The 19305-nt window shown below is 66.7% G+C and carries 25 protein-coding genes and 1 tRNA gene; 13 read left to right on the top strand and 13 right to left on the bottom strand.

The genetic code is table 11. From position 1 onward, the window contains the following. Nucleotides 1-265: 265 nt before the first annotated feature. Nucleotides 266-1033, top strand: a complete 768-nt coding sequence (locus K6T36_RS05275; protein WP_222922917.1) for a hypothetical protein — start codon at nucleotides 266-268, stop codon at nucleotides 1031-1033. Between the two features lie 451 nt (nucleotides 1034-1484). After that, nucleotides 1485-1814 (top strand): DUF433 domain-containing protein, encoded by a 330-nt coding sequence (locus K6T36_RS05270; protein ID WP_222922916.1) that lies wholly within the window; start codon nucleotides 1485-1487, stop codon nucleotides 1812-1814. 39 nt (nucleotides 1815-1853) lie between these two features. Here the strand turns inward: K6T36_RS05270 and K6T36_RS05265 are convergent, their stop codons facing one another. The 5 genes from K6T36_RS05265 to K6T36_RS05245 form a co-directional block, all read right to left on the bottom strand. Then, nucleotides 1854-2147, bottom strand: coding sequence for a type II toxin-antitoxin system RelE family toxin (locus K6T36_RS05265; protein WP_222922915.1), 294 nt, complete (start codon nucleotides 2145-2147; stop codon nucleotides 1854-1856). Continuing rightward, nucleotides 2137-2334 (bottom strand): hypothetical protein, encoded by a 198-nt coding sequence (locus K6T36_RS05260; RefSeq protein WP_222922914.1) that lies wholly within the window; start codon nucleotides 2332-2334, stop codon nucleotides 2137-2139. Before K6T36_RS05260 ends, K6T36_RS05265 begins: the two co-directional genes overlap by 11 nt. Nucleotides 2335-2902: 568 nt before the next feature. Further along, nucleotides 2903-3080, bottom strand: a tRNA-Trp gene (locus tag K6T36_RS05255). 51 nt (nucleotides 3081-3131) lie between these two features. Further along, nucleotides 3132-3356, bottom strand: a complete 225-nt coding sequence (locus K6T36_RS05250; RefSeq protein ID WP_222608401.1) for a DUF5795 family protein — start codon at nucleotides 3354-3356, stop codon at nucleotides 3132-3134. A gap of 93 nt (nucleotides 3357-3449) precedes the next feature. Then, nucleotides 3450-4487 carry a DUF5794 domain-containing protein gene (locus tag K6T36_RS05245; RefSeq protein ID WP_222922913.1) on the bottom strand — a complete coding sequence of 346 codons (1038 nt, stop codon included), beginning with the start codon at nucleotides 4485-4487 and terminating at the stop codon, nucleotides 3450-3452. Between the two features lie 630 nt (nucleotides 4488-5117). On the opposite strand from K6T36_RS05245, the gene guaB reads away from it, so the two are divergent. Continuing rightward, nucleotides 5118-6611, top strand: a complete 1494-nt coding sequence (gene guaB / locus K6T36_RS05240) for an IMP dehydrogenase (protein ID WP_222922912.1) — start codon at nucleotides 5118-5120, stop codon at nucleotides 6609-6611. Between the two features lie 377 nt (nucleotides 6612-6988). After that, on the top strand, nucleotides 6989-7642 hold the full coding sequence (locus K6T36_RS05235; protein ID WP_222922911.1) for a response regulator transcription factor: 654 nt from the start codon (nucleotides 6989-6991) through the stop codon (nucleotides 7640-7642). A gap of 168 nt (nucleotides 7643-7810) precedes the next feature. Here K6T36_RS05235 and K6T36_RS05230 read toward each other — a convergent pair whose 3' ends face one another. Together K6T36_RS05230 and K6T36_RS05225 are read right to left on the bottom strand one after the other, a co-directional pair. Then, nucleotides 7811-9040: a pyridoxal phosphate-dependent aminotransferase gene (locus K6T36_RS05230; protein WP_222922910.1), complete on the bottom strand. Its 1230-nt coding sequence runs from the start codon at nucleotides 9038-9040 to the stop codon at nucleotides 7811-7813. Continuing rightward, on the bottom strand, nucleotides 9037-9528 hold the full coding sequence (locus K6T36_RS05225; RefSeq protein ID WP_222922909.1) for an Lrp/AsnC family transcriptional regulator: 492 nt from the start codon (nucleotides 9526-9528) through the stop codon (nucleotides 9037-9039). The genes K6T36_RS05230 and K6T36_RS05225 overlap by 4 nt, the downstream gene beginning before the upstream one ends. 183 nt (nucleotides 9529-9711) lie before the next feature. Between K6T36_RS05225 and K6T36_RS05220 the strand changes: the two genes are divergently transcribed. The 6 genes from K6T36_RS05220 (at nucleotide 9712) to K6T36_RS05195 (ending at nucleotide 12514) form a co-directional block, all read left to right on the top strand. Continuing rightward, a complete protein-coding gene (locus K6T36_RS05220; RefSeq protein ID WP_222608394.1) occupies nucleotides 9712-10137 on the top strand; it encodes an EamA family transporter in 426 nt (141 codons plus the stop codon). 78 nt (nucleotides 10138-10215) lie between these two features. Beyond that, nucleotides 10216-10674, top strand: coding sequence for a hypothetical protein (locus K6T36_RS05215; protein ID WP_222922908.1), 459 nt, complete (start codon nucleotides 10216-10218; stop codon nucleotides 10672-10674). A gap of 42 nt (nucleotides 10675-10716) precedes the next feature. Then, a complete protein-coding gene (locus K6T36_RS05210; RefSeq protein WP_222922907.1) occupies nucleotides 10717-10923 on the top strand; it encodes a DUF1918 domain-containing protein in 207 nt (68 codons plus the stop codon). 66 nt (nucleotides 10924-10989) lie between these two features. After that, complete coding sequence (locus tag K6T36_RS05205) at nucleotides 10990-11472, top strand: LEA type 2 family protein (RefSeq protein ID WP_222922906.1); 483 nt, start codon at nucleotides 10990-10992, stop codon at nucleotides 11470-11472. Next, nucleotides 11472-11903, top strand: a complete 432-nt coding sequence (locus K6T36_RS05200; RefSeq protein ID WP_222922905.1) for a hypothetical protein — start codon at nucleotides 11472-11474, stop codon at nucleotides 11901-11903. The genes K6T36_RS05205 and K6T36_RS05200 overlap by 1 nt, the downstream gene beginning before the upstream one ends. A gap of 131 nt (nucleotides 11904-12034) precedes the next feature. After that, on the top strand, nucleotides 12035-12514 hold the full coding sequence (locus tag K6T36_RS05195) for an RNA-binding protein (protein WP_222922904.1): 480 nt from the start codon (nucleotides 12035-12037) through the stop codon (nucleotides 12512-12514). A gap of 42 nt (nucleotides 12515-12556) precedes the next feature. On the opposite strand, the gene K6T36_RS05190 is transcribed toward K6T36_RS05195, so the two are convergent. Then, nucleotides 12557-13117 (bottom strand): thioredoxin family protein, encoded by a 561-nt coding sequence (locus K6T36_RS05190; protein ID WP_222922903.1) that lies wholly within the window; start codon nucleotides 13115-13117, stop codon nucleotides 12557-12559. Between the two features lie 117 nt (nucleotides 13118-13234). On the opposite strand from K6T36_RS05190, the gene K6T36_RS05185 reads away from it, so the two are divergent. Then, on the top strand, nucleotides 13235-13432 hold the full coding sequence (locus K6T36_RS05185; RefSeq protein WP_222608387.1) for an antitoxin VapB family protein: 198 nt from the start codon (nucleotides 13235-13237) through the stop codon (nucleotides 13430-13432). After that, nucleotides 13432-13821, top strand: a complete 390-nt coding sequence (locus K6T36_RS05180; RefSeq protein WP_222922902.1) for a PIN domain-containing protein — start codon at nucleotides 13432-13434, stop codon at nucleotides 13819-13821. The genes K6T36_RS05185 and K6T36_RS05180 overlap by 1 nt, the downstream gene beginning before the upstream one ends. A gap of 562 nt (nucleotides 13822-14383) precedes the next feature. On the opposite strand, the gene K6T36_RS05175 is transcribed toward K6T36_RS05180, so the two are convergent. Both K6T36_RS05175 and K6T36_RS05170 read right to left on the bottom strand, forming a co-directional pair. After that, on the bottom strand, nucleotides 14384-15463 hold the full coding sequence (locus K6T36_RS05175; protein WP_222922901.1) for a phytoene/squalene synthase family protein: 1080 nt from the start codon (nucleotides 15461-15463) through the stop codon (nucleotides 14384-14386). 132 nt (nucleotides 15464-15595) lie between these two features. After that, complete coding sequence (locus K6T36_RS05170; protein ID WP_222920972.1) at nucleotides 15596-16231, bottom strand: IS6 family transposase; 636 nt, start codon at nucleotides 16229-16231, stop codon at nucleotides 15596-15598. Between the two features lie 101 nt (nucleotides 16232-16332). Between K6T36_RS05170 and K6T36_RS05165 the strand changes: the two genes are divergently transcribed. Further along, nucleotides 16333-17478, top strand: coding sequence for an acyl-CoA dehydrogenase (locus K6T36_RS05165; protein ID WP_222922900.1), 1146 nt, complete (start codon nucleotides 16333-16335; stop codon nucleotides 17476-17478). A 226-nt stretch (nucleotides 17479-17704) separates the two neighbouring features. Here K6T36_RS05165 and K6T36_RS05160 read toward each other — a convergent pair whose 3' ends face one another. From K6T36_RS05160 to K6T36_RS05150, 3 genes are all read right to left on the bottom strand, one after another. Beyond that, nucleotides 17705-18655 carry a mechanosensitive ion channel family protein gene (locus K6T36_RS05160; RefSeq protein ID WP_222922899.1) on the bottom strand — a complete coding sequence of 317 codons (951 nt, stop codon included), beginning with the start codon at nucleotides 18653-18655 and terminating at the stop codon, nucleotides 17705-17707. Continuing rightward, on the bottom strand, nucleotides 18652-18900 hold the full coding sequence (locus tag K6T36_RS05155) for a YhbY family RNA-binding protein (protein ID WP_222922898.1): 249 nt from the start codon (nucleotides 18898-18900) through the stop codon (nucleotides 18652-18654). The genes K6T36_RS05160 and K6T36_RS05155 overlap by 4 nt, the downstream gene beginning before the upstream one ends. Before the next feature lie 105 nt (nucleotides 18901-19005). Beyond that, complete coding sequence (locus K6T36_RS05150) at nucleotides 19006-19296, bottom strand: ribonuclease P protein component 4 (RefSeq protein ID WP_222922897.1); 291 nt, start codon at nucleotides 19294-19296, stop codon at nucleotides 19006-19008. Nucleotides 19297-19305 lie beyond the last annotated feature (9 nt).

Below are 19305 nucleotides of genomic sequence, written 5' to 3'. Positions count from 1 at the left end.
ATGGAAGACCCGAGCAAGTACCTGCCCTCGGTATCTGTCTCGAGTGGAAACGTGGTTACATCCACCAAGTTCTGAGCCTTTCTACGTTTGAGTTTCAATCCACAAACTGAAGTCATGTCACACGCCATTTAGCCATTGAATGAATGAAAGACACGAAACTGAAAATTCAATAATTGGAATTAGAAAGTCTCTATTGATTGCATCTGTGGTATGTATTCTCTGTTTGTCGACATTTTCATATTTAGAATATAGTATGATCACAAATATGATCGAAATATCATCCCCATATAATCTTCCCGAAATCGCTCAAGTGTTGGGAGCAGTCGGATCGATTATTCTATCCGCTCTTTTGGTGTTATTGTATGATAAACAGGCATCAATCCAGAACACTCAAAGAAAATTAATGGAAAATCAAAATGAACTTCAACAATTACAACATAAACCGCTACTGGAAATTGACCACATCGGGACCGGTGAACATGATGATTTTTGCATCATTCTTAGCAACGTGGGTAAAGGGGCTGCGAGAAATGTTGAGATTGAACTGGAGCCGGTATTAGACTGGAAGTCGGCACCTGAAGAAGACATCTATACCAGACCAACTAGATGGGTTCCGAGAAAGGAAGGTGCGGGAAGTGGACCCGCAGTTCGAAGTCCGAATTGTTACATAAAGCCAGAGACCTCTGAGGAGGTATTCAGCTTGACAAGCGCACTCTACATTCGTTCACGCCGAGAATATCAGGGTGATCATGATGATGTGCCCGCAGCGTTTGTTCATGCAACCGGGCAGTTGGCCGAGGCTGGGAAAGAATGGCTTCGACTCAAAATGACTATTCATTACGAAGATATTGATGAAGAGCCCTATTCTCAAGAATTTGCGGACCTCGCTTTACCCATCAAAGGAAGAACATTATTGGAGGCATCGATGGAATATGGCACTCAAATAGAGGCAGTTGATAGTCAGCGAATGGATGGCCCTCATCGAGACCGTTTAGAAGAAAACACCGATGAGAGGCATCGTGAGTTCTTATAGCCGGGATCTGATTCCGATTAATAAACCAAGTATACTTAAATCGAGCAACTCATCACAATTCCCCCGCCTTAGCGTCCAACTGCGTCCCCGCGTACTGCAGGTAGTCGTTCGCGCTCGACAAATCAGCTTGACCCAACGTCTGCCGAATGTACTGCGGTGTCGCACCGCGCGCGGCGATAAGCGTCACTTAGGTGTGCCGCAGCACGTGCGGCGTGATCTTCTAGCGGATCTCCGTCGCCGCCGCGACGCGCTTCACCCGATTCGTCACGGTCTGCAGAGTCGCGCCGTAATTGACGTGGTGCCCGAACTAGTCGCGCAGCCGCCAGAAGTTCCTCCAACTCATCCTCAGCGAGGGGTTCGCATTCCCAACTCCTGTCTCGCTAGAACCCCCCTTTGACATGGACGATATCTCGGGGGAGAGACTTTACTCTATGACGACGAACGACCGAGTGTGAGCGAGACGACTTCGTCGAACGGCGGAGACGCCCCTCGGATCGTCCGAACCGAGGACGTGCTCGGCGGCGACCCACGGATCGACGGAACGCGCATCAGCGTGCTGTTCGTGTACGAGCGCGTGGAGGGCCGCGGGCTCGAACCCCGGGCGGTCGCCGACCGCCACGATCTCGACGTGGCCGATGTCTACCGGGCGCTCGCGTACTACCACGAGCACCCCAGCGAGGTGGCGGCGATCCGCGAGGAGCGCGAGCAGAACCTCGACGCGGCTCGCTCCGACCCCGCCGTCGCGACGGGACCCGAGGACGCCCCGGAGACGACGGAGTAGTTTCTGGGTAGGCTGGCCAACTGGTTCACTCGAACCCGCCTAGTATCCGTACCGCTTGTGCGCCTCGTCGATGTCCATGATATCGACGATGCGAACCTCCTGGTCGTCCTCTAGAATATCATAGAAGGCCGTATGAGTTCGCCCGATGTGGAGTCGATAGATCTCCTCGCTGTCGACGACCAACTTTTCCGTATCTCCGAACCCTGAACCGGGCCGTGGATACGGATCGTCCGCTAACTTCCGGAGATTCTCTTTCAGAATTCGTTGGCTCTTGTCGTCCAAACTGACGAGATATTCTCGTGCATCGTCCGCCAGGAGGACCTCATAACTCATCGAGCGAGGTCAGGTCGTCGCCGTCGGCTTCACGGACTGCGCGGGTCTTCTCGGCCAGTTTGTGACGTTGGTGTTCCTGGATGAGGTCTTCGAGCAGATCGTCGTACGTCTCGCCCGCTTCCTTCAGCTCGTTGAGTTCCCGCCACCGCTCCTCGGTTACCGGGATTCGCTTGTTAGCCTTCGACATACGCTCGTGCAATCCTTACAATCCTTACAATGAAAGTGCTTCGGTTAGTTCTACGCTCCGAACTTCACTTTCACCGAACCGTGTTCTCAGGTATGTGGTGTGTCTAGTACTATATATTTCGATGGCGTCCAAACGTGAGCCCACGTTCGAGGCCGAGGTCCTCGAACGTGGGGTATCCAGCGTCGCCGACTCGCACGAGGACTTCGCCACCGAGCTGGACCCAAAACGTCAGCGACGTACTCGGCGGCGGCCTGCCCCGCCAGGGGCCGGAGGTACCCGCCGATGACTGAAGCGAACTGGTCGACGTGCGTGCCGACGAGGTGGTCGCGAGGATCGTCGCACCCGGTGACGCCGTCGTCGGCGCTCACGACTGACACCTTCCGTCGTCGAGCGCGGGACACTCCTGACCGACGTACTCGATCTCGAAGCCACAGAACTCACACAGCACCGGCTCGGCCGTCGGTTCGCGAGCGTCGGAACCGAGACTGACGCACACCACCTCCGGTCCGCGACGACGGTTCCCTCAGGTACGTAGTGGCAAGAGCCTCCGCTATTGTTTTGTATGGAATGGGGTCGGAGGGATTTGAACCCCCGATCGACTGATATCTCCGGTCGGCACCTCGGTACTCCAGAGGGTCGTCGTCGCGTCCGATGATCAGTCGGACGCTCGGTATATCAGTCTGGAGTTCGTCACCGGGCGCGTTGCCTCTGGAGTCAGTCGCCATACCGGGCTTGGCCACGACCCCGTGCACTCCTCACTATCCCGGAGCGCCGTAAAGGGATTTCGATCGGATCCGCTATTCGCGGTCGGTCTCGCCCCACGGGCACTCCTGACACTTGTACGCCGTCACGAACTCCATCACGCTCGGCATGTAGCCCACCGAGATCACGTCGCCGCCGCACTCGGGGCACTCGCGGTCGGCGTCCTCGATCGGCTCGGCGTCCATCACGGAGTCGCCCTCGACCAGCTCGGCGAGCTTCTCCGGCGTGACCATCCGTCCCTCGACGACGCGATTGCTCATGCTCCGGCGTCTGCGGCCGATCGGGTAAAAACTCGCGGTCCGAACGGGACGGCCCGCGACTGATCCCGTCCGGTCAGCCGACGCGGCGCCGGCTCACAGCCAGGGTTCGCGGGAGGGCTCGTCGTCGGAGTCGTCGTCGGAGGCGTCGTCCGCCCCGTCGGCGTCGCCCGCGGAGTCGACGGGGTCGATCCCCGCCGCCGGCGCCGTCGGCGAACTGCCGAAGGCGACGCCGGCGTCGGACTCGGACCCCTCGTCGGCCGCGTCCTCGGCCGCGTCGGCGTCGATCTCGTCGCCGCCGTCGGTGGTGACCGCGCCCCCGTGGGTCGGCTCCGGGACGGCGTCGACCGCCGCCGCGCCGGCGTCGGGACCGTCGGCATTCTCGTCGGCGACGCCCTCGTCGTCGGAGTTCGGGTCGTACGCGAACAGCCCGGTGACGACGAGCACGCCGAGCGCGACGGGCTGCTCGGTCGGGAGCAGCCCCAGCACCGACAGCGAGAGGATCCCCAGCGCGACCGACGAGCCGAAGCGGAAGCGGTCGATGTCGACGCGTCCGCGCAGGTGGTCGCCCGCCAGCGCGATCGACAGCGCGAACGCGACGCCGACGCCGGCGGCCGCGCCGGCGCGAGCGAGCAGGTCGGGGTTCAGCGAGACCATCAGCTCCGCGCCGGCCGGCTGGAACGACGCGAGCAACCCGAGCCCGATGATCGCGCCGGGGCTTGGGAGGTATTCGCCGATCTCCGCGCTGGCGGTCTTGGCGGCGATCGCGAGGATCACCAGGCCGGCGAAGCGGTGGAACACGTCGGGGTTCAGCAGGCTCTGGATCGTCTCCGCCAGCGCCGCCTCCGCCATCGCCACGGGGACGATGACGGCGCCCAGCAGGAGGATGGAGGCCGCCTTCTCGCGGGGGGTTCCGTCCATCTCGGCGAGCACGACCGCCATCGTGGCCGAGCCGCCGAAGATGAGCAGCCCGGTCTCGATGATGCCGAACGGGACGGTGAGCGCGCCCGCGATGACGAGCGCGGGGAAGATGCCGTCGATAAGCGGCAGCGCCATGACGGTCGCGAGCAGTCGGGTGGCGCCGCCGACGCGCCGCTCCAGACGGAGCGCGATCGGGTGTGCTGAGGTACTCACGGCTCAGCGATACGACCCGGCATAACCCACGACCGGATGGGAGTCTGGTGACGAACCGGAGCTGACGGACGCTCGGGCGGAGCAACGCGCGAGGCGTTCCCCTGTGCACCAGTCGAGCCCGCGTTTGAACGGGATAAATGTCGGGAGTGCAGCGTTGTCGCTCACCCGGCCGACGATACCCGTTCCAAAGCGGGACTCGAAGTCCATACTCCCACTGTATCGTAGGTGAGACTTAATCGTTGCGTGGGACGTGCCCACACGGTGCGAACGGTCTCTCACCGTTCTTTAAATACTAGTGCTACGGTTCATCGGCAACCAGCCGATATCCCCGTTACACCCTCGGGATCGGATGCTCCCTCGTGCAATTCTTGCGGACAACTTCGACCCCAGTGCGACTCCCATCGACCGGCTGGCGGGCCCCATCGACGCCGTACGACTCCTGGCGACGCCGTCCGCCTCGCGCCCGAGGTCGGTCCCCGTGGATCGACACGCGTGGATATGCATCTCAGTGCACGTCCGTCCGCCGCGACGGGGAGAATCCGGCGGGATCTGTACACGTCCGTGTGTTACTTACTGTCCAAGCCACCCGGTTCTCGCAACGTTTTTGCGGTGTCCCCGAACACCGTTGATATGGCGAACGACGGGTCCGACGGAAGTCCGTTCTCACACAAGCTGGAGGTACCGGAAGCGCTGACGTTCGACGACGTTCTCTTGCGTCCCAAGGAGAGCCGGGTCGAGCCCGACGAGGCCGACGTGTCCACGCGGGTGTCCACCAACGTCGAGCTAACTACCCCCGTCCTCTCGGCGGCGATGGACACCGTCACCGAGTCGGAGATGGCTATCGCGATGGCTCGCGAGGGCGGGCTCGGCGTGCTCCACCGCAACATGACCGTCGAGGAGACGGCCGCGGAGGTCGAGCGCGTCAAGCGCGCCGACGAACTCGTGATCCGACGCGAGAACGTCGTCACCGCCTCCCCCGACCAGACCGTCCGCGAGGTCGACGCGATGATGGAACACGAGGGCGTCTCCGGCGCCCCCGTCGTCGACGACGACGACGCCGTGCTCGGCATCATCTCGGGCACCGACATCCGGCCGTACCTGGAGGTCGGCGAGTCCGACGCCGTCCGCGAGGCGATGACCGACGAGGTCATCACCGCGCCCGAGGACGTCGACGCCCGCGAGGCGCTGGAGCTCATGTACGACCACAAGATCGAGCGCGTCCCCGTCGTCGACGACGAGGACCGCCTCGTCGGCCTGGTGACGATGCAGGGCACCCTCGCGCGCCGCGAGCACACCGACGCCGCCCGCGACGAGTCGGGCTCGCTGCTCGTCGGCGTCGCCGTCGGCCCCTTCGAGGAGGAGCGCGCCGTCGCCGCCGACGAGGCCGGCGCGGACGTGCTGTTCATCGACTGCGCGCACGCGCACAACCTGAACGTCCTCGACTCCGCCCGCGCGATCAAGGGCGAGGTCGACGCCGACGTGGTCGTCGGCAACATCGGCACCCGCGAGGCCGCCGAGGCCGCCGTCGACTTCGCCGACGGCCTGAAGGTCGGCATCGGCCCCGGCTCGATCTGCACCACGCGCGTCGTGAGCGGCGCGGGGATGCCCCAGATCACGGCCGTCGCGCAGGTGGCCGACGTGGCCCAGCGCCACGACGTGCCCGTCATCGCGGACGGCGGGATCCGCTACTCCGGCGACGCGATCAAGGCGATCGCCGCCGGCGCCGACGCCGTCATGCTCGGCTCGTACTTCGCCGGCACCGACGAGGCGCCCGGCCGCGTCATCACGATGAACGGCAAGCGGTACAAGCAGTACCGCGGCATGGGGTCGGTCGGCGCGATGTCGGAGGGCGGCGGCGACCGCTACCTCAAGGACGCCGAGGAGGACGAGGAGTTCGTCCCCGAGGGGGTCGAGGCGGCGACGCCGTACAAGGGGTCGCTCTCCTCGGAGCTGCACCAGCTCGTCGGCGGCATGCGCTCGGGCATGGGCTACGTCGGCGCCGAGACGCTCCCCGGCTTCAAGGAGCGCGCGGAGTTCGTCCGCGTCTCCCAGGCCGGCCAGACCGAGGGCCACCCCCACGACGTGACGATCACCGACGAGGCGCCGAACTACAGTCCGGAGTGACGGGCTCGCCGGATCGAGCGCGTGCTCGGGACCGGATGCGTTCCAGTAGCTGTGTTCGGCCATATCGGCTTCCTCGGCCGGTAGCCTTTCGATGGCGCCCGACGTACGACCCGTCGGTGGTTGGTGGCCACCGCGGATAGTGGGGCACAACAGCAGGCGTGACGCGAGATCGTCACCCGACCCACCCGTTTTCGGCAGGGGCCTCCCGCATCGCATACGGTTAAGTACCCGGCGGTGACAACACCAATCGATGGCCGGACGGCGTCGGTACGCTCGAACGCTCGCCCGATCGGGAGTGGCCGGGCCGGCATGCGGAACGGGGACGCTTGGTAACGGTTCGTCGGTCGCCGGCGGACGGACGGGAGAGAGGAGACAGCATGAGTGAGAACACGGACACGACGGAGCCGGGATCGGCCGAGGAGCGGCCGGTCGTCCTCGTGGTCGAGGACGAGCCCGACCTCGCGGACCTGTACGCGGCGTGGCTCGGCGGCGACTACGAGGTCCGGACCGCATACGGCGGGCAGGCGGCCCTCGACGAGCTCGACGACGCCGTCGACGTGATCCTCCTCGACCGGCGGATGCCGGGCCTGTCGGGCGACGAGGTGCTCGATGAGGCGCGCGACCGCGGCATCGACGCACGCGTCGCGATGGTCACCGCCGTCGAGCCGGACTTCGACATCATCGAGATGGGGTTCGACGACTACCTCGTCAAGCCGGTCACCCGGGAGTCGCTGCTGGAGACCGTCGAGGGACTGTACACCCGGTCGACGTACGACTCGCGGGTCCAGGAGTTCTTCTCCGTCACGTCGAAGATGGCCGTGCTCGAAGCAGAGAAGGGCCGCGCCGCGCTCGAGGAGTCCGCGGAGTACGAGACGCTCGAACGGCGGGCGGCCACCCTGCGCGAGGAGCTCGACGAGGACGTCGCCGGCTTCGGTGACGACGAGTTCGAGCGGGCCTTCCGCGACCTCGACGGCGCCGACGCCGACGCGGACGGCGACCTGTTCGACGACGACGAGTTCGAGGACATCTGAGGGAGTCCGAGCCGCCGCGACGACGCGGTTTCCCGATACCGAGAGAACAGCGACACCGAGAGACAGCGACTGCGCCGCGGTCACGAGCAGGTAGTCGGGAAACTGGTCGTCGAGGGACGGGCGCCGGGTGACGAGTCGTCAGGAGGCAAGTCGCCGCGAGACGGGTCGTCAGGAGAGGAACCGCTCCAGCCGCGCCATCGCCTCCTTGAGGTCGTCGAGTCCGGTCGCATACGAGATGCGGATGTGGCCCTCGCCGCCGGCGCCGAAGGCCGTGCCGGGGACGGCCGCGACCCCCTCCGCCTCCAGCAGCTCGGTCGCGAACGCGCGGGCGTCGCCCTCGGGTGCGACGTCGGCGACGCGGGGGAACGCGTAGAAGGCACCGCCCGGCTCCGCCACGTCGATGCCGAGCTCGCGCAGCCGCGAGACGACGTAGCGCCGGCGTCGGTCGTACTCGCGGCGCATCCGCTCGACCTCGTCGTCGCACCGTTCGATGGCCGCCAGCGCGGCGTGCTGGGCGGTCGTCGGCGCCGACAGCATCGCGTACTGGTGGACCTTCGTCATCGCGTCGATGGCCGTCTCGGGGCCCATCGCGTACCCCAGCCGGAGGCCGGTCATCGCGTACGCCTTCGAGAAGCCGTTGATGACGACCGTGCGCTCGCGCATCCCCGGTCGGGTGGCGATCGACTGGTGGTCCCCTTCGTAGGTCAGCGCGGCGTAGATCTCGTCGGCGATCACGAGCAGGTCGTGCTCGCGACAGAAGTCGGCGACGGCGTCCATCTCGTCGGCGTCCATCGTCGCGCCCGTGGGGTTGTTCGGGTAACACAGCACGAGCACGTCGGCCTCGTCGGCGCCCGCCTCTAGGAGCGCCTCGGGCGTGAGCGCCCAGTCGTCCTCGTGGTGGGTGTGCACCGGGAGCGGCTCCCCGCCCGCGAAGCGCACGCCCGGCTCGTAGGAGACGTACGTCGGCGTCGGGAGCGCGACCGTGTCGCCGGGGTTCACGAACGCCCGGAACGCCAGGTCGACAGCCTCGGAGGCGCCCGTCGTGACGAGGATCTCCGTGTCGGGGTCGTACGACTGGCCGTAGCGGGTGACGCGCCCGGCGATCGCCTCCCGGAGGTCGAGCATCCCCCGGTTGGCGGTGTAGCTGGTGCGGCCGCGCTCCAGCGAGTCGATCGCCGCCGAGCGCGCGGCCCACGGCGCGGTGAAGTCGGGCTCGCCGACGCCCAGCGAGATCACGTCGTCGCGGTTCTCCGCGACCTCGAAGAACTCGCGGATCCCCGACGGCGGCACCGACTCGACGCGGTCGGCTGGCGCGAAGCGAGAGGGTCCGCCCTCCGTCCGCGCGGAGCCCTCCGCGGTGCCGCCGTCGGTCTCGGCTCGGTCGTCGTTCCCGTTCATGGCGTCACGGAGAGCCGGTCGTCGTCGTCGTGGTCGGTGAAGCGGATCCCCCGCTCCTTGAACGTCTCCATCACGTAGTGGGTGACCGTCTTCGTCACCGCCGGCAGCGGCGCCACCTCCTCGGAGACGAACCGCGACACGTCGCCCATCGACGAGCCGGAGACGTTGACCGCGAAGTCGTAATCGCCCGACATCAGCCGCAGCGAGTCGACCGCCGGCGACTCCGCGATGCGGCGGGCCACGTCGTCGTAGTCGGTCTCGCGGTCGAGCTCGACGTTCACCTCGATGACGGCGCTGACTCGCTCCTCGTCGGTGGCCTCCCAGTCGACGACGGCGGTGTAACCGCGCAGGGCCCCCGACGCCTCCAGCTCGGCGATCTTCTCCTCGACGGCCGCCTCGTCCAGGCCGGTCTGGCGGGCCAGGTCGGCGGTGGACTCGCGGGCGTCGGCGACGAGCGCGTCTATCAGGGATCGGGTAGCCTCGTCCATACTCCCCGACTCGTTCGCCCGGCAAAAGCGGTTTCGCCCGGTGCGATATCAGCGAACACACCACACGGCCGGGTCGACGCCGAGACACACGGACGGGTCGACGCCGAGACACACGGACGGGTCGACGCCGAGGCGTCCGTTCGGATTCGGATCGCTCAAACCCCACAGCCCCCACGAACGGGTATGAACTACATCGCCTGGTCGGTGGTGGCGCTGGCGGCGTACTCGTTCGTCGCGCCGCTGATGCGACTGGCGACCGCCGGCGAGGGCGCCATCCCGAGCACGGTCGCCGCGTTCGTCGCCAACTCGGTGCTCGTGGTCGCGACGCTCGCCGTCATCGGCTTCACCGGCGACGGCGTCGTCGAGCACCTCGCGGACCCGCGGATGCGCTACGTGCTCGGAGCGGGCGCCTGTCTCGCGGTCGGCATCCTCGCGTACTACCGCGCGCTGGCGGTCGGCCGGGTGTCGATCGTCGCGCCCATTTTCGCGATGTTCTTCGTCGCCTCCTCGGCGGTCGGCGTCGTCCTCCTCGACGAGCCCGTCACCGCTCGGAAGCTCCTCGGCGTCGGGTTCGCGATGGTCGCCGTCGTCCTCGTCGCCGGCGAGTAGTCCCCGGGGTCGTCACGGGACGCGACCGCCGTCGGCGACGCGAACGTTTTTCACCGGTGAGGGGGCCAAACGCCCCGAATGTCCGGAGCGCCCCCGAACGCGGAGAACCCAACCGAGTACGACTCCCCCGCGAACCGTTCGCACGGGATCGGCGTGCGAACGCTCACGAATGCTCGTCGCGACGGCGCCGGAACCGGCGGCCGGTCGGACCGCCCCGGCGGCACGCCCCGCGCCGGCGCCGCACGTCGCCCCGTGGCCGCCGTCCGTCCCAACGTGGTCCGCGAACTGCACCGTCGACTTCCGCTCGTCGTCGCCGTCGCGGTCGCTCTCGCGCTCGCCGTGCAGGCGGTCCCCGTCGGTATCGAGGCGACCGTCGCGACCGTGGATCCGGCCGCACTCCGAGTTCTCGGGGTGGGAACCGGACTCGACCGTATCGCCGCCGCGGGCGCGACCGCGGCCCTCGTGTTCGGCTCCGTCGCCGCCGCTCTCGCCGCCTACGGTGTCGCCCTCGCGTTCGTCCGCGTCGCCGCCGCGTAGCCTTTCAGCGACCTTTTGTAGGGCCGTGCCGAACCCCGGGACATGACCGAATTCGAGAAGGACGACAGCGTCGTGCTGCACGACGAGCACAGCGAGTTCGACGGCGAGACCGGCACCGTGACGCAGGTCATGGAGACGATGTTCGGCGACGCCACCTACACGATCAGCTTCGAGGAGGGTCAAGAGCAGGGCGTCCCCGCGGACGCGCTGGAGGCCGCCGACGGCGACGCGGACGACGACGAGGAGTAACCGTTCTCGGGGGCGACCCGCCTCCGTTTCAACGCGCTTACGTGATTTCCCCCGCCAGCGACGCGTATGGTGACGGTTCCCGATCGCAGACGAACGGCGGCGCTCGCGCTCGTTTCCGTCCTCGTCGTGACCGGAGCGATGCTCGTCCCCGTGCTCTCCAGCCACATCGCGGCCGCCCGGACCGACCGCGTCGCCGTGTCCGCGACCGGGGCGTCGGTGGTCGACGACGGCGACCGCCTCGTCGTCTCGCTCCGGATCGATAACCCGACGCCGGCGCCGATAGTCGTCCGCGAGTCGTCCAGCCGGTCCGGAGTCGCGGTGTTCGCCGGCGACGAGCGCGTCGGCCTGTCCCGCGGGATCGCCGTCTCGGGCGCCCGGGTGCCCGCCGACGGCTCGGCGACGATGACGATGACGTTCGACGTGGCCGAGGAGTACCGTCCGGCGACGCGCGAGACGGTCGCCGGGGCCGAGGTCCGCGGGTCGCTACCCGTCGAGATCGCCGGCTTCGAGACGGCGCTGAACGTTCGGGCGGCCGTGGGGGACAACTGATGGGCGAGGTCAGATATCGCGCATCGCGCCCGGAGGTCCTCGCGCTCGCGCTCCCGCTGTCGGCGCTCGGGGCCGCGCTCACGTTCGTCTGGATCCAGGGCGGCGGGCGCTATCCGGCGGCGCTGCCGACGCCGGGATGGGTGCCCGCTGCGCTGACGCTCGTCGCCGGGGTCGCGCTCTCGTCGCTCCGGCTCGAACTCGCCAGCGCCGTGGCCGTCATCATCCTCGTGCTCCCGCTGTCGTACGTCGGGTACATGGGATTGGTCCTCTCGCCGCAGCTGCTCGCGGGCTGGGCGGTCAACGACCTCCTGCTGCTGTTCACCTACGGCGCGGGGGGCCAGGGCTTTCTCGCGTGGCTCGTCTCGTTCCCGATGGTGTTCGTCGCCGGCTTCGGCACCCACCTCGTCGCGGACGAACTGTACAACGGGTGAGTCCGCGGCTGTGCCGACCCGTGAGGCCGGTTCCTGCCGGCGACGGGAACCGAACACCCCCCGAGATGGGGGGATCGAACGGTGGCGTCCGGAGTCGAACCCTTTTCACGCCGACCCCCGTATCCCCGTCGATGAGCTCCGTTCCCTTCCACTACGTCGATCTGCGGGCCTTCTGCTACGCCACGGAGGACGAGAAGCGCGTCGAGGACGCGCTGCGGACGTTCCTCCCCGAGGAGTTCGAGATCGACCGGGTCGTCAACGCCGGCCACCACGGCGACCGCATCGTCGTGCTCTCGGCGCGCGTCGAGCGCGCCGACGACGTACGCCACGTGCTCTCGAAGCTCTCCGATCTGGCGGAGTGGGACCGCGTGCTCGCCGAACTGGACGAGCGCGTCGACGACAACAACTCGCTGTTCCTCCGGCTCGACAAGCAGGCCGCGTTCAAAGGCAGCGCCGAACTGGGGCCGGGGATCACCTTCCGCGCGAAGGTGGAGGCGTACCCCGCCAAACACGAGACGGCCGTGAAGAACGCCCGCGAGACGTTCGAGGAGTTGGCCGAGGAGGCGGGCGAGTCGGGCAGCGCGGGCGACGCAGGCGGCGAGGCGGCCTGAAGGGCTACGGTCCGAACCCCCGGCCGGTGCTCGCTCGCCCGCTCAGGGCCACTTGATCGAACACCCGCGGCTCGGGCCCGGGTCGAGGTCCACGTCCTCGCCCGCGAGCACGGCGTCGATGGCGTCGGTGACGTACACCTCGGTCGCCTCCTCGTCGGGGTTGAGCGCGTCGTCGAGTCGGCCGTGGTACGCGAGGGCGAACGCGCCGTCGCCCTCGTTGCGAAGCAGGAAGGGGTCGGGCGTGCAGACCGCGCCGTACGCCTCGGCCACCGCGCCGGTCTCGTCCCGGAGGTACGCGTCGTAGGCCACCTTTCCGGACTCGACGTACTCGACCATCTTCTCGACGGAGTCCTCGGGGTAGTCGTCGGCGTCGTTGGGATTGATCCCGACGACCGCGCAGTCGTCGTACTCGGCGGCGACGCGGTTCAGCAGGTCGAACTTCGCCTGCGCGTACGGACAGTGGTTGCAGGTGAACACGACCAGTACGGCCGAGTGGTCGGCGAAGTCCGCGAGGGCGTGCGTCTCGCCGTCGACGCCCGGAAGTTCGAAGTCGGGTGCGGCGTCGCCGCGGGCGAGCTCGGAGTCGGAATCGGTCCGGACCATATCGGTGGTTGGTGTGGAACGGAGAAAGTCGTTGGGCCCAGGATCGGGAGCGGAGCTCCGTGGGGCTCCGCGGCCGGCGAAACTATTTGTCTCAGAATTCACTATGAATTCACAGACATGAGCCGAACGTCCATCCCGATCGACTCGGCGACGAAGGATCGTCTCTCCGATCTGAAGCGGGAGGACGAGACGTGGGACGAGTTCCTGATCCGGATCACCAGCGACGAGCAGCCGATCGAGTTCGGTGCGTGGTCCGACGACGAGGCCGACGAGGCCATGCAGCGGCTCCGCGAGGGGCGGGAGCGCCCCGAGTAATGGTATTTCTCGACTCCTCAACGATCATCCAGTATCTCCGCGGGGACGAGACCGTCCGCGACTACATCGACGGCCGCGAGCCGTGGTGGACCTCCACGATCTGCGTGTACGAGGTGATCAACGGTCGACTCGGACGAGGGCAAACCGACGTGATGGGGGTGCGGGAGGAGTTCGGAGGCGTGCAGGCGCTCGAACTCAACGAGTCCATCGCGCTCGAAGCTGCCCGACTGCAGGACGAACTGGTCTCCGACGGGTCCCGACTCGCGACCGCCGACATCCTCGTCGCCGCGACCGCCCGGACGACCGGCGACGAACTCGTCGTCGCCGACGCCGACTTCCAGACCGCCCCGCTGCAGGACGTGATGACGGTCACGAACCTCCGGGACTGAACCACTCGAACACCGCACTATGCGGTCGAATCCGTCACTCGGGTTCATTCGCGAACCCCGATGGGGGACGGTCCGGCTGTGAGGCGGGTCTACTCGTCCGACCGCGTTTTCCAGAGTAGAGGTGTGTCAAAACAGGGAACGAATCGCGGAGCGAATCGACGAGAGGAGTCCCCCCGAACTCGACTCGACCTCGTCGGACTCGGACTGCCTTTCGGTTTTCATCGCCCCGTCCAGCGCGACGTCCGGCGAACGCGACCCGGAGAAGTCGGTGTCACCGGTACCGGCGGTCGTGCCGATCGAACCCGCGTCCATCGGTTCGGGAGACTGGACCCCTTCGCTCCGCTCGGCTACGTCTTCGTGAGAGATCGGGGAAAAGACGCTGTGTCCACAACTTCGACACTGCCCGAGGTTCGCGTTGTGGACCGTATTGCACCTGTCGCACTCCCAGGGCATGCTCGCGGCCTCACGCCGATCCCTCTTGGTACTGTTGGACGATCGGTGTTCACAAAACCGCGATCTGCGTTGAGACGCCGACACGCCGACGCTGACGATGAAATTCTTCTCAATCCGCCGCCGACGGCGCCGTGTGGAACGGCTGCGTGGCGATCGACTCCCGGAGCCGGGGCAGTGCGTCGCGGCCGTGCTCGTGGGCCGCCGTCACGACCGCGAACACTTCCTCGCGGCTCACCTTCACGCCCTCCCCGGTCACCGCGCGCTCGGGGTGCTTCGACAGCTCCCGGAGCGTCCCGACCGCCAGCAGGTACGGGATGGTCCACGCCGCGAGGGTGTTGCCCTCGACCAGCGGGACGTGTTCGAGGTACGTCTGCGCGCCGTCGAGGAAGCCGCGCGCGTACCCCGCCGTCCGGGAGACGACGCTGGCGGTGCCCTCGCGGTGCTCGGGCGCGACGACCTCCTCCTGCGGGACGCCCTCCTCGTCGAGCCACTCCGCCGGGAGGTAGACGTTGTTCTCCTCGGTGTAGTCGTCGTGCACGTCCTTCGCGACGTTGACCAGTTGGAGCAGGAGGCCGAACTCCTCGGCGACCTCGTACAGCCGCTCGGTGCGGTCGTCGTCGACGGTGCCCAGCGTCGTGACGAGGTTCGTGATGAGGGTGCCGACGGTGCCGGCGACGTAGTAACAGTACTCCTCCAGTTCCCCGCGAGTCTCGATGCGGAGGCCGCCCTCGTCGGCGTAGCGCTCGACGAAGTCGGCCATCCCGGTCGCCATCTCCCGGGCGGGCGGGACGACCGCGCGGCGGACCTCCGGCGGGAGGTCCTCGAAGGTGGCGAACACGCGCTCCACCTCGGCGACGACCTCCCAGTCGGCCGAGCGGTCGTCCGCGGGCGGGAGGTGCGGGTCGACCGACGCGCGGAACTCGCCGGCGTCCGTGTCGTCGTCGGGGTCGAGGGCGGCGTCGAACTCCCGGAGGAGGGCGGCCTGTTCGTCGGGGGTGATGTGGTCGGCGTCCTCGACGGTGTCGGCGATCCGGCAGACGAGATAGCCGAGGCAGATGTATGACGACATCGGTTCGTCGAGGGTGTCGACAGTCAGCGCGAAGGTGCGCGAGACACCCTGGACGGCCTCGTGGCACCACGCGAGGTCGGCGTCGGGGTGGGTCGCGGCGGGGCGGTCGGCGTCGGGCATTCAGTTGCACTGGCTTATGGTAGGAGGGTTAAAAAGTACTGTGTGGTGCGTGTCGCCATCCTGTCACGCGGTCGGTCGGTTCATGCGGCCGCTTCACCTCGCCGATCCCGGCGCCGCCGTCGACGGTAGTGTTCAGATAAGCTGGTTCCATGCGAAGGCGAACGCTTGAAGCCAATTTTCGACGGTGTCTGCTTCGGCGTGGCTAAAACAGTTTGAGAACTGGTTAGTTCGTCGTTTTAGTTCTCTGAAGACACGTTCAACGGCATTCCGATTACCATGTTTTTCGTATCTGTAATCGAGGCCGTGTCGGTGAAGTGCCGCTTGCAGCCACGGTGCGGAATCGACGAGAAAGAGCGCGTCATCGACGAGATGTTTGTCGCGGAGTTCCGCAAGAAACATCTCGGTAATCGCTTGATTTCTCGTCGGAGAGAGCTTCACGTGCAACAAACGATTCGTGTCGGGATCGACGGCAGCGTACAGCCAGAACCGTTGGTCGTTGAGCTGGATCACGGTCTCGTCAACCGCGACGTGATCCGGATTGGCGCCATCGAGGGGCTGTAGATCGGCCTTCTGAACCCAGTTGTGAACGGTCGTTCGACAGCGGTCGACACCCAACCTATCGAGAATTGAAACGGTATCCGAAAGTGATAGTCCAGCCAAATGGAGTCGGATACCGAGCTTCATCGCCGGCTCGGGTGTCGCCTCTCGCTCCACAAAATCTAACTCGAAGCAATCGCTACCTCCGTCGAGGCGGGCGATTTCGAGCATTGATCACTCAAAAATCGTTCCGCCTCACTCTTCATCCTTATCTGAACACCGCCGCCGTCGACACTGCAAAGATTGAAGCCGCGTAACTCACAGGAACGACCATGGACTTCGCGCTGACTACCGAGCAACGACAGATCCGCGACATGGTCGCGGAGTTCGTCGACGAGGAGATCAAACCGCGCGCCGCCGAGATCGACGAGGAGGACGAGTTCCCCCGCGATCTGGTCGATCAGATGGCCGAGTTGGGGCTGATGGGCATGCCGTTCCCCGAGGAGTACGGCGGCGCCGGCCTCGATTACCACAGCTACGCGCTCGGGCTCTCGGAGATCGCGCGCGGCTCCGGCGGCCTCGGCACCGTCGTGGCGGCGCACATCTCACTGGCGGGCAACATGCTGTACGCCTTCGGCGACGAGGACCAGAAGCAGGAGTACCTCACCCCGCTGGCGGAGGGCGAGGACATCGGCGCGTTCGCGCTCTCGGAGGCCGGCGCCGGGTCGGACGTGCCCGCGATGGAGACCACCGCCGTCCGCGACGGCGACGGGTACGTCGTCAACGGCGGGAAGCTGTGGATCTCGAACGGCTCAGTCGCCGACACGGTCACGTTGTTCGCGAAGACCGACCCCGACGCCGGCAACAAGGGCATCTCCTCGTTCGTCGTCCGGCCGGAGGAGGACGACGGGTTCATCGTCGAAGGAACCGAGCACAAGCTCGGCGACAAGGGGTGTCCCACCGCGGAACTCCGCTTCGACGACATGTACCTCCCCGAGGACCGCCTGCTGGGCGAGGAGGGCGACGGCTTCGTGCAGGCGCTCAAGACGCTCAACGGGGGCCGGATCACCATCGCCGCACGCGGCGTCGGTATCGCCCGCGCGGCGCTGGAGGAGGCCGCGGAGTACGCCACCGAGCGCGACCAGTTCGGCGGCCCGATCTCGCAGTTCCAGGCGATCCAGCACAAGATCGCCGACATGGACACGAAGCTGCAGGCCGCGGAGCTGCTGATGCACAAGGCGGCCGACCTGAAGATCAAGGGCGAGCCGTTCATCAAGGAGGCCGCGCAGGCGAAGCTGTACGCCAGCGAGATCAGCCGCGAGGTCGCCAACGAGGCGATCCAGATCCACGGCGGCTACGGCTACACGAAGGACTTCCCGGTCGAGCGCTACTACCGCGACGCGAAGCTCAACGAGATCTACGAGGGCACCAGCGAGATCCTGCGCAACACGATCGCACGGCAGGTGCTCGACGAATAACGCGCGAATCGAACGACCGAACCGGGCCTTCGCTTCCCCTCGATTCGCTTCACGCCGCCGTTACCCGTCGCCTCGCTACGCTCGGCAACGCTGTGTTCGTGGGCGGAGCGGCACGGGACCGCTCCGCCGTTACCCGTCGCCTCGCTACGCTCGGCGACGCTGTGTTCGTGGGCGGAGCGGCACGGGACCGCTCCGTCGACGCCCGAGCCGACTCCGTCTGCTCGCCTCAGTCGTCGCCGGGCACCGCGCTCCCTTCCGCGGGCGTGTTCAGTTCCACGCCGCCCGAGAGGTCCCGCTGCGGGAACGGGATCTCGATGCCCTCCTCGTCGAAGCGCCGTTTCACGTTCGTCACGTACTCGCCGCGGATCTTTACCCAGTCCGCCCGCGAGGGGTTCTCGATCCAGATGCGGCTCTTGAGCCCGACGTAGCTGTCGGCCAGCTCCGTCAGGCGCACCGACGGCGCCGGGTCGCCGAGGATCTCGGGGTGGCGCTCGGCCTCCTCGACGATGATCTCGGTCGCGTGCTCGATGTCGTCGTCGTAGCCGATACCGAAGAGGAACTGCAGGCGGAGGGTGTCCTTCGCGACGGGGTTCTTGATGACGTCGTCGGTGAGCTGCGAGTTGGGGACCGTCAGCAGCTCGTTGTCGAAGGTCCGCACCCGGGTCACCCGGAAGGAGATGTCCTCGACCACGCCGGAGTGGCCGTCCCACTCGATCCAGTCGCCGATGCGGAACGGCTTGTCGGTGAAGATGAAGATCCCGGCGACGAAGTTCTTGATCACGTCCTGCATCGCGAAGCCGATGGCGAGCGTCGCCGCGGCGGCGATCGTCGCCAGCGACTGCAGGAAGTCGCCGTAGCCGGCGAACCCGAACGCGATGGCGATGCCGACGAAGACCACGATAACGGTGGTCAGTTTCTCCAGCGGCCGCTTCGCGTGGGTTTCGAGCCCCTGGGAGTCGAGGAGTCGGCTCACCAGCGGGACGATCAGTACCCGGCCGGCCACCACGAACGCCGCCAGCACGACGAGGAACGTGATCGCCGCGCCCGCGGGATCCGCGAACGTCCCGGGGACGCCGGCCCCCTCCAACAGGTCGGCGACGAACGTCGCGGGGTTGCCCGTCTCGCCGCCGGTCTGGAGGACGGGGATCGGAACGCCGGGTGCGCTTGCGAACGTCATCGATGCAACACGGCGGTGTGACCGCGCGTCTCGATCAGGTCGGCCGACACCCGCTCGGCCAGGTCGGCGGCGAGTTCGTCCACGTCGGTGCCCGCCTGCGCCGAGCGGTGGAACTTCACCTTCACGAGGTCGCGATCTTTCAGTTGGTCGTCGAGCTCGTCGACGACCGCCGAGACGCCCTTCTTCCCGACCCAGACGGTCACGTCGAGGTCGTGAGCCTGCTTGCGTAGGTCCTGATCGGTCATGGGCTCGCTACCCGTGGAAGCCGTTTGAAGGTTCCCGTTCGCGTCGTTGCCGCCCGGATCCGGCGCCGGCGCCCGGCCCTCGCGGCGTCCCCGGGTCGGCGCCCGTCACCCCCGGTACGGGTAGCGTTCGGTCGCGCCGCAGTCACAGCGGATCACGACGTGACTTCCCTCCTGTAGCCTGACGCGCGCGTTGCGGCCGGGGAGGAGGTACGAATCGCACGCGTCGCAGGTGAACCGGTCGAACCGCCGGGGGAGCCCGCAGCGGTGCCGCTCGGCGATCCGCCTCGCGAGCCTGACGGCCTCGCGGGCGCGCCCGTCGTCGCCGGCGCGGGCCAGATCCCGGGCGAAGTCGGCGAGGCGGTCGATCCGCTCCTCGGCGATCCGTGCGTCGTTCATCGGATGCGT

It is taken from the genome of Halobaculum roseum (genome assembly GCF_019880245.1).
GTDB lineage: Archaea > Halobacteriota > Halobacteria > Halobacteriales > Haloferacaceae > Halobaculum > Halobaculum roseum.
This window is presented reverse-complemented; position numbering and strand designations above follow the sequence as displayed.

Excerpts from the sequence above, each read along its gene's own strand:
- K6T36_RS05165 (WP_222922900.1), top strand. The coding sequence starts at position 16,333 with ATGGACTTCGCGCTGACTACCGAGCAACGACAGATCCGCGACATGGTC.
- K6T36_RS05200 (WP_222922905.1), top strand. The coding sequence starts at position 11,472 with ATGGGCGAGGTCAGATATCGCGCATCGCGCCCGGAGGTCCTCGCGCTC.
- K6T36_RS05210 (WP_222922907.1), top strand. The coding sequence starts at position 10,717 with ATGACCGAATTCGAGAAGGACGACAGCGTCGTGCTGCACGACGAGCAC.
- K6T36_RS05220 (WP_222608394.1), top strand. The coding sequence starts at position 9,712 with ATGAACTACATCGCCTGGTCGGTGGTGGCGCTGGCGGCGTACTCGTTC.
- guaB (WP_222922912.1), top strand. The coding sequence starts at position 5,118 with ATGGCGAACGACGGGTCCGACGGAAGTCCGTTCTCACACAAGCTGGAG.
- K6T36_RS05250 (WP_222608401.1), bottom strand. The coding sequence starts at position 3,356 with ATGAGCAATCGCGTCGTCGAGGGACGGATGGTCACGCCGGAGAAGCTC.
- K6T36_RS05190 (WP_222922903.1), bottom strand. The coding sequence starts at position 13,117 with ATGGTCCGGACCGATTCCGACTCCGAGCTCGCCCGCGGCGACGCCGCA.
- K6T36_RS05170 (WP_222920972.1), bottom strand. The coding sequence starts at position 16,231 with ATGCTCGAAATCGCCCGCCTCGACGGAGGTAGCGATTGCTTCGAGTTA.
- K6T36_RS05265 (WP_222922915.1), bottom strand. The coding sequence starts at position 2,147 with ATGAGTTATGAGGTCCTCCTGGCGGACGATGCACGAGAATATCTCGTC.
- K6T36_RS05235 (WP_222922911.1), top strand. The coding sequence starts at position 6,989 with ATGAGTGAGAACACGGACACGACGGAGCCGGGATCGGCCGAGGAGCGG.
- K6T36_RS05185 (WP_222608387.1), top strand. The coding sequence starts at position 13,235 with ATGAGCCGAACGTCCATCCCGATCGACTCGGCGACGAAGGATCGTCTC.
- K6T36_RS05230 (WP_222922910.1), bottom strand. The coding sequence starts at position 9,040 with ATGAACGGGAACGACGACCGAGCCGAGACCGACGGCGGCACCGCGGAG.
- K6T36_RS05195 (WP_222922904.1), top strand. The coding sequence starts at position 12,035 with ATGAGCTCCGTTCCCTTCCACTACGTCGATCTGCGGGCCTTCTGCTAC.
- K6T36_RS05160 (WP_222922899.1), bottom strand. The coding sequence starts at position 18,655 with ATGACGTTCGCAAGCGCACCCGGCGTTCCGATCCCCGTCCTCCAGACC.
- K6T36_RS05275 (WP_222922917.1), top strand. The coding sequence starts at position 266 with ATGATCGAAATATCATCCCCATATAATCTTCCCGAAATCGCTCAAGTG.
- K6T36_RS05215 (WP_222922908.1), top strand. The coding sequence starts at position 10,216 with ATGTCCGGAGCGCCCCCGAACGCGGAGAACCCAACCGAGTACGACTCC.
- K6T36_RS05225 (WP_222922909.1), bottom strand. The coding sequence starts at position 9,528 with ATGGACGAGGCTACCCGATCCCTGATAGACGCGCTCGTCGCCGACGCC.
- K6T36_RS05155 (WP_222922898.1), bottom strand. The coding sequence starts at position 18,900 with ATGACCGATCAGGACCTACGCAAGCAGGCTCACGACCTCGACGTGACC.
- K6T36_RS05205 (WP_222922906.1), top strand. The coding sequence starts at position 10,990 with ATGGTGACGGTTCCCGATCGCAGACGAACGGCGGCGCTCGCGCTCGTT.
- K6T36_RS05260 (WP_222922914.1), bottom strand. The coding sequence starts at position 2,334 with ATGTCGAAGGCTAACAAGCGAATCCCGGTAACCGAGGAGCGGTGGCGG.
- K6T36_RS05150 (WP_222922897.1), bottom strand. The coding sequence starts at position 19,296 with ATGAACGACGCACGGATCGCCGAGGAGCGGATCGACCGCCTCGCCGAC.
- K6T36_RS05175 (WP_222922901.1), bottom strand. The coding sequence starts at position 15,463 with ATGCCCGACGCCGACCGCCCCGCCGCGACCCACCCCGACGCCGACCTC.
- K6T36_RS05180 (WP_222922902.1), top strand. The coding sequence starts at position 13,432 with ATGGTATTTCTCGACTCCTCAACGATCATCCAGTATCTCCGCGGGGAC.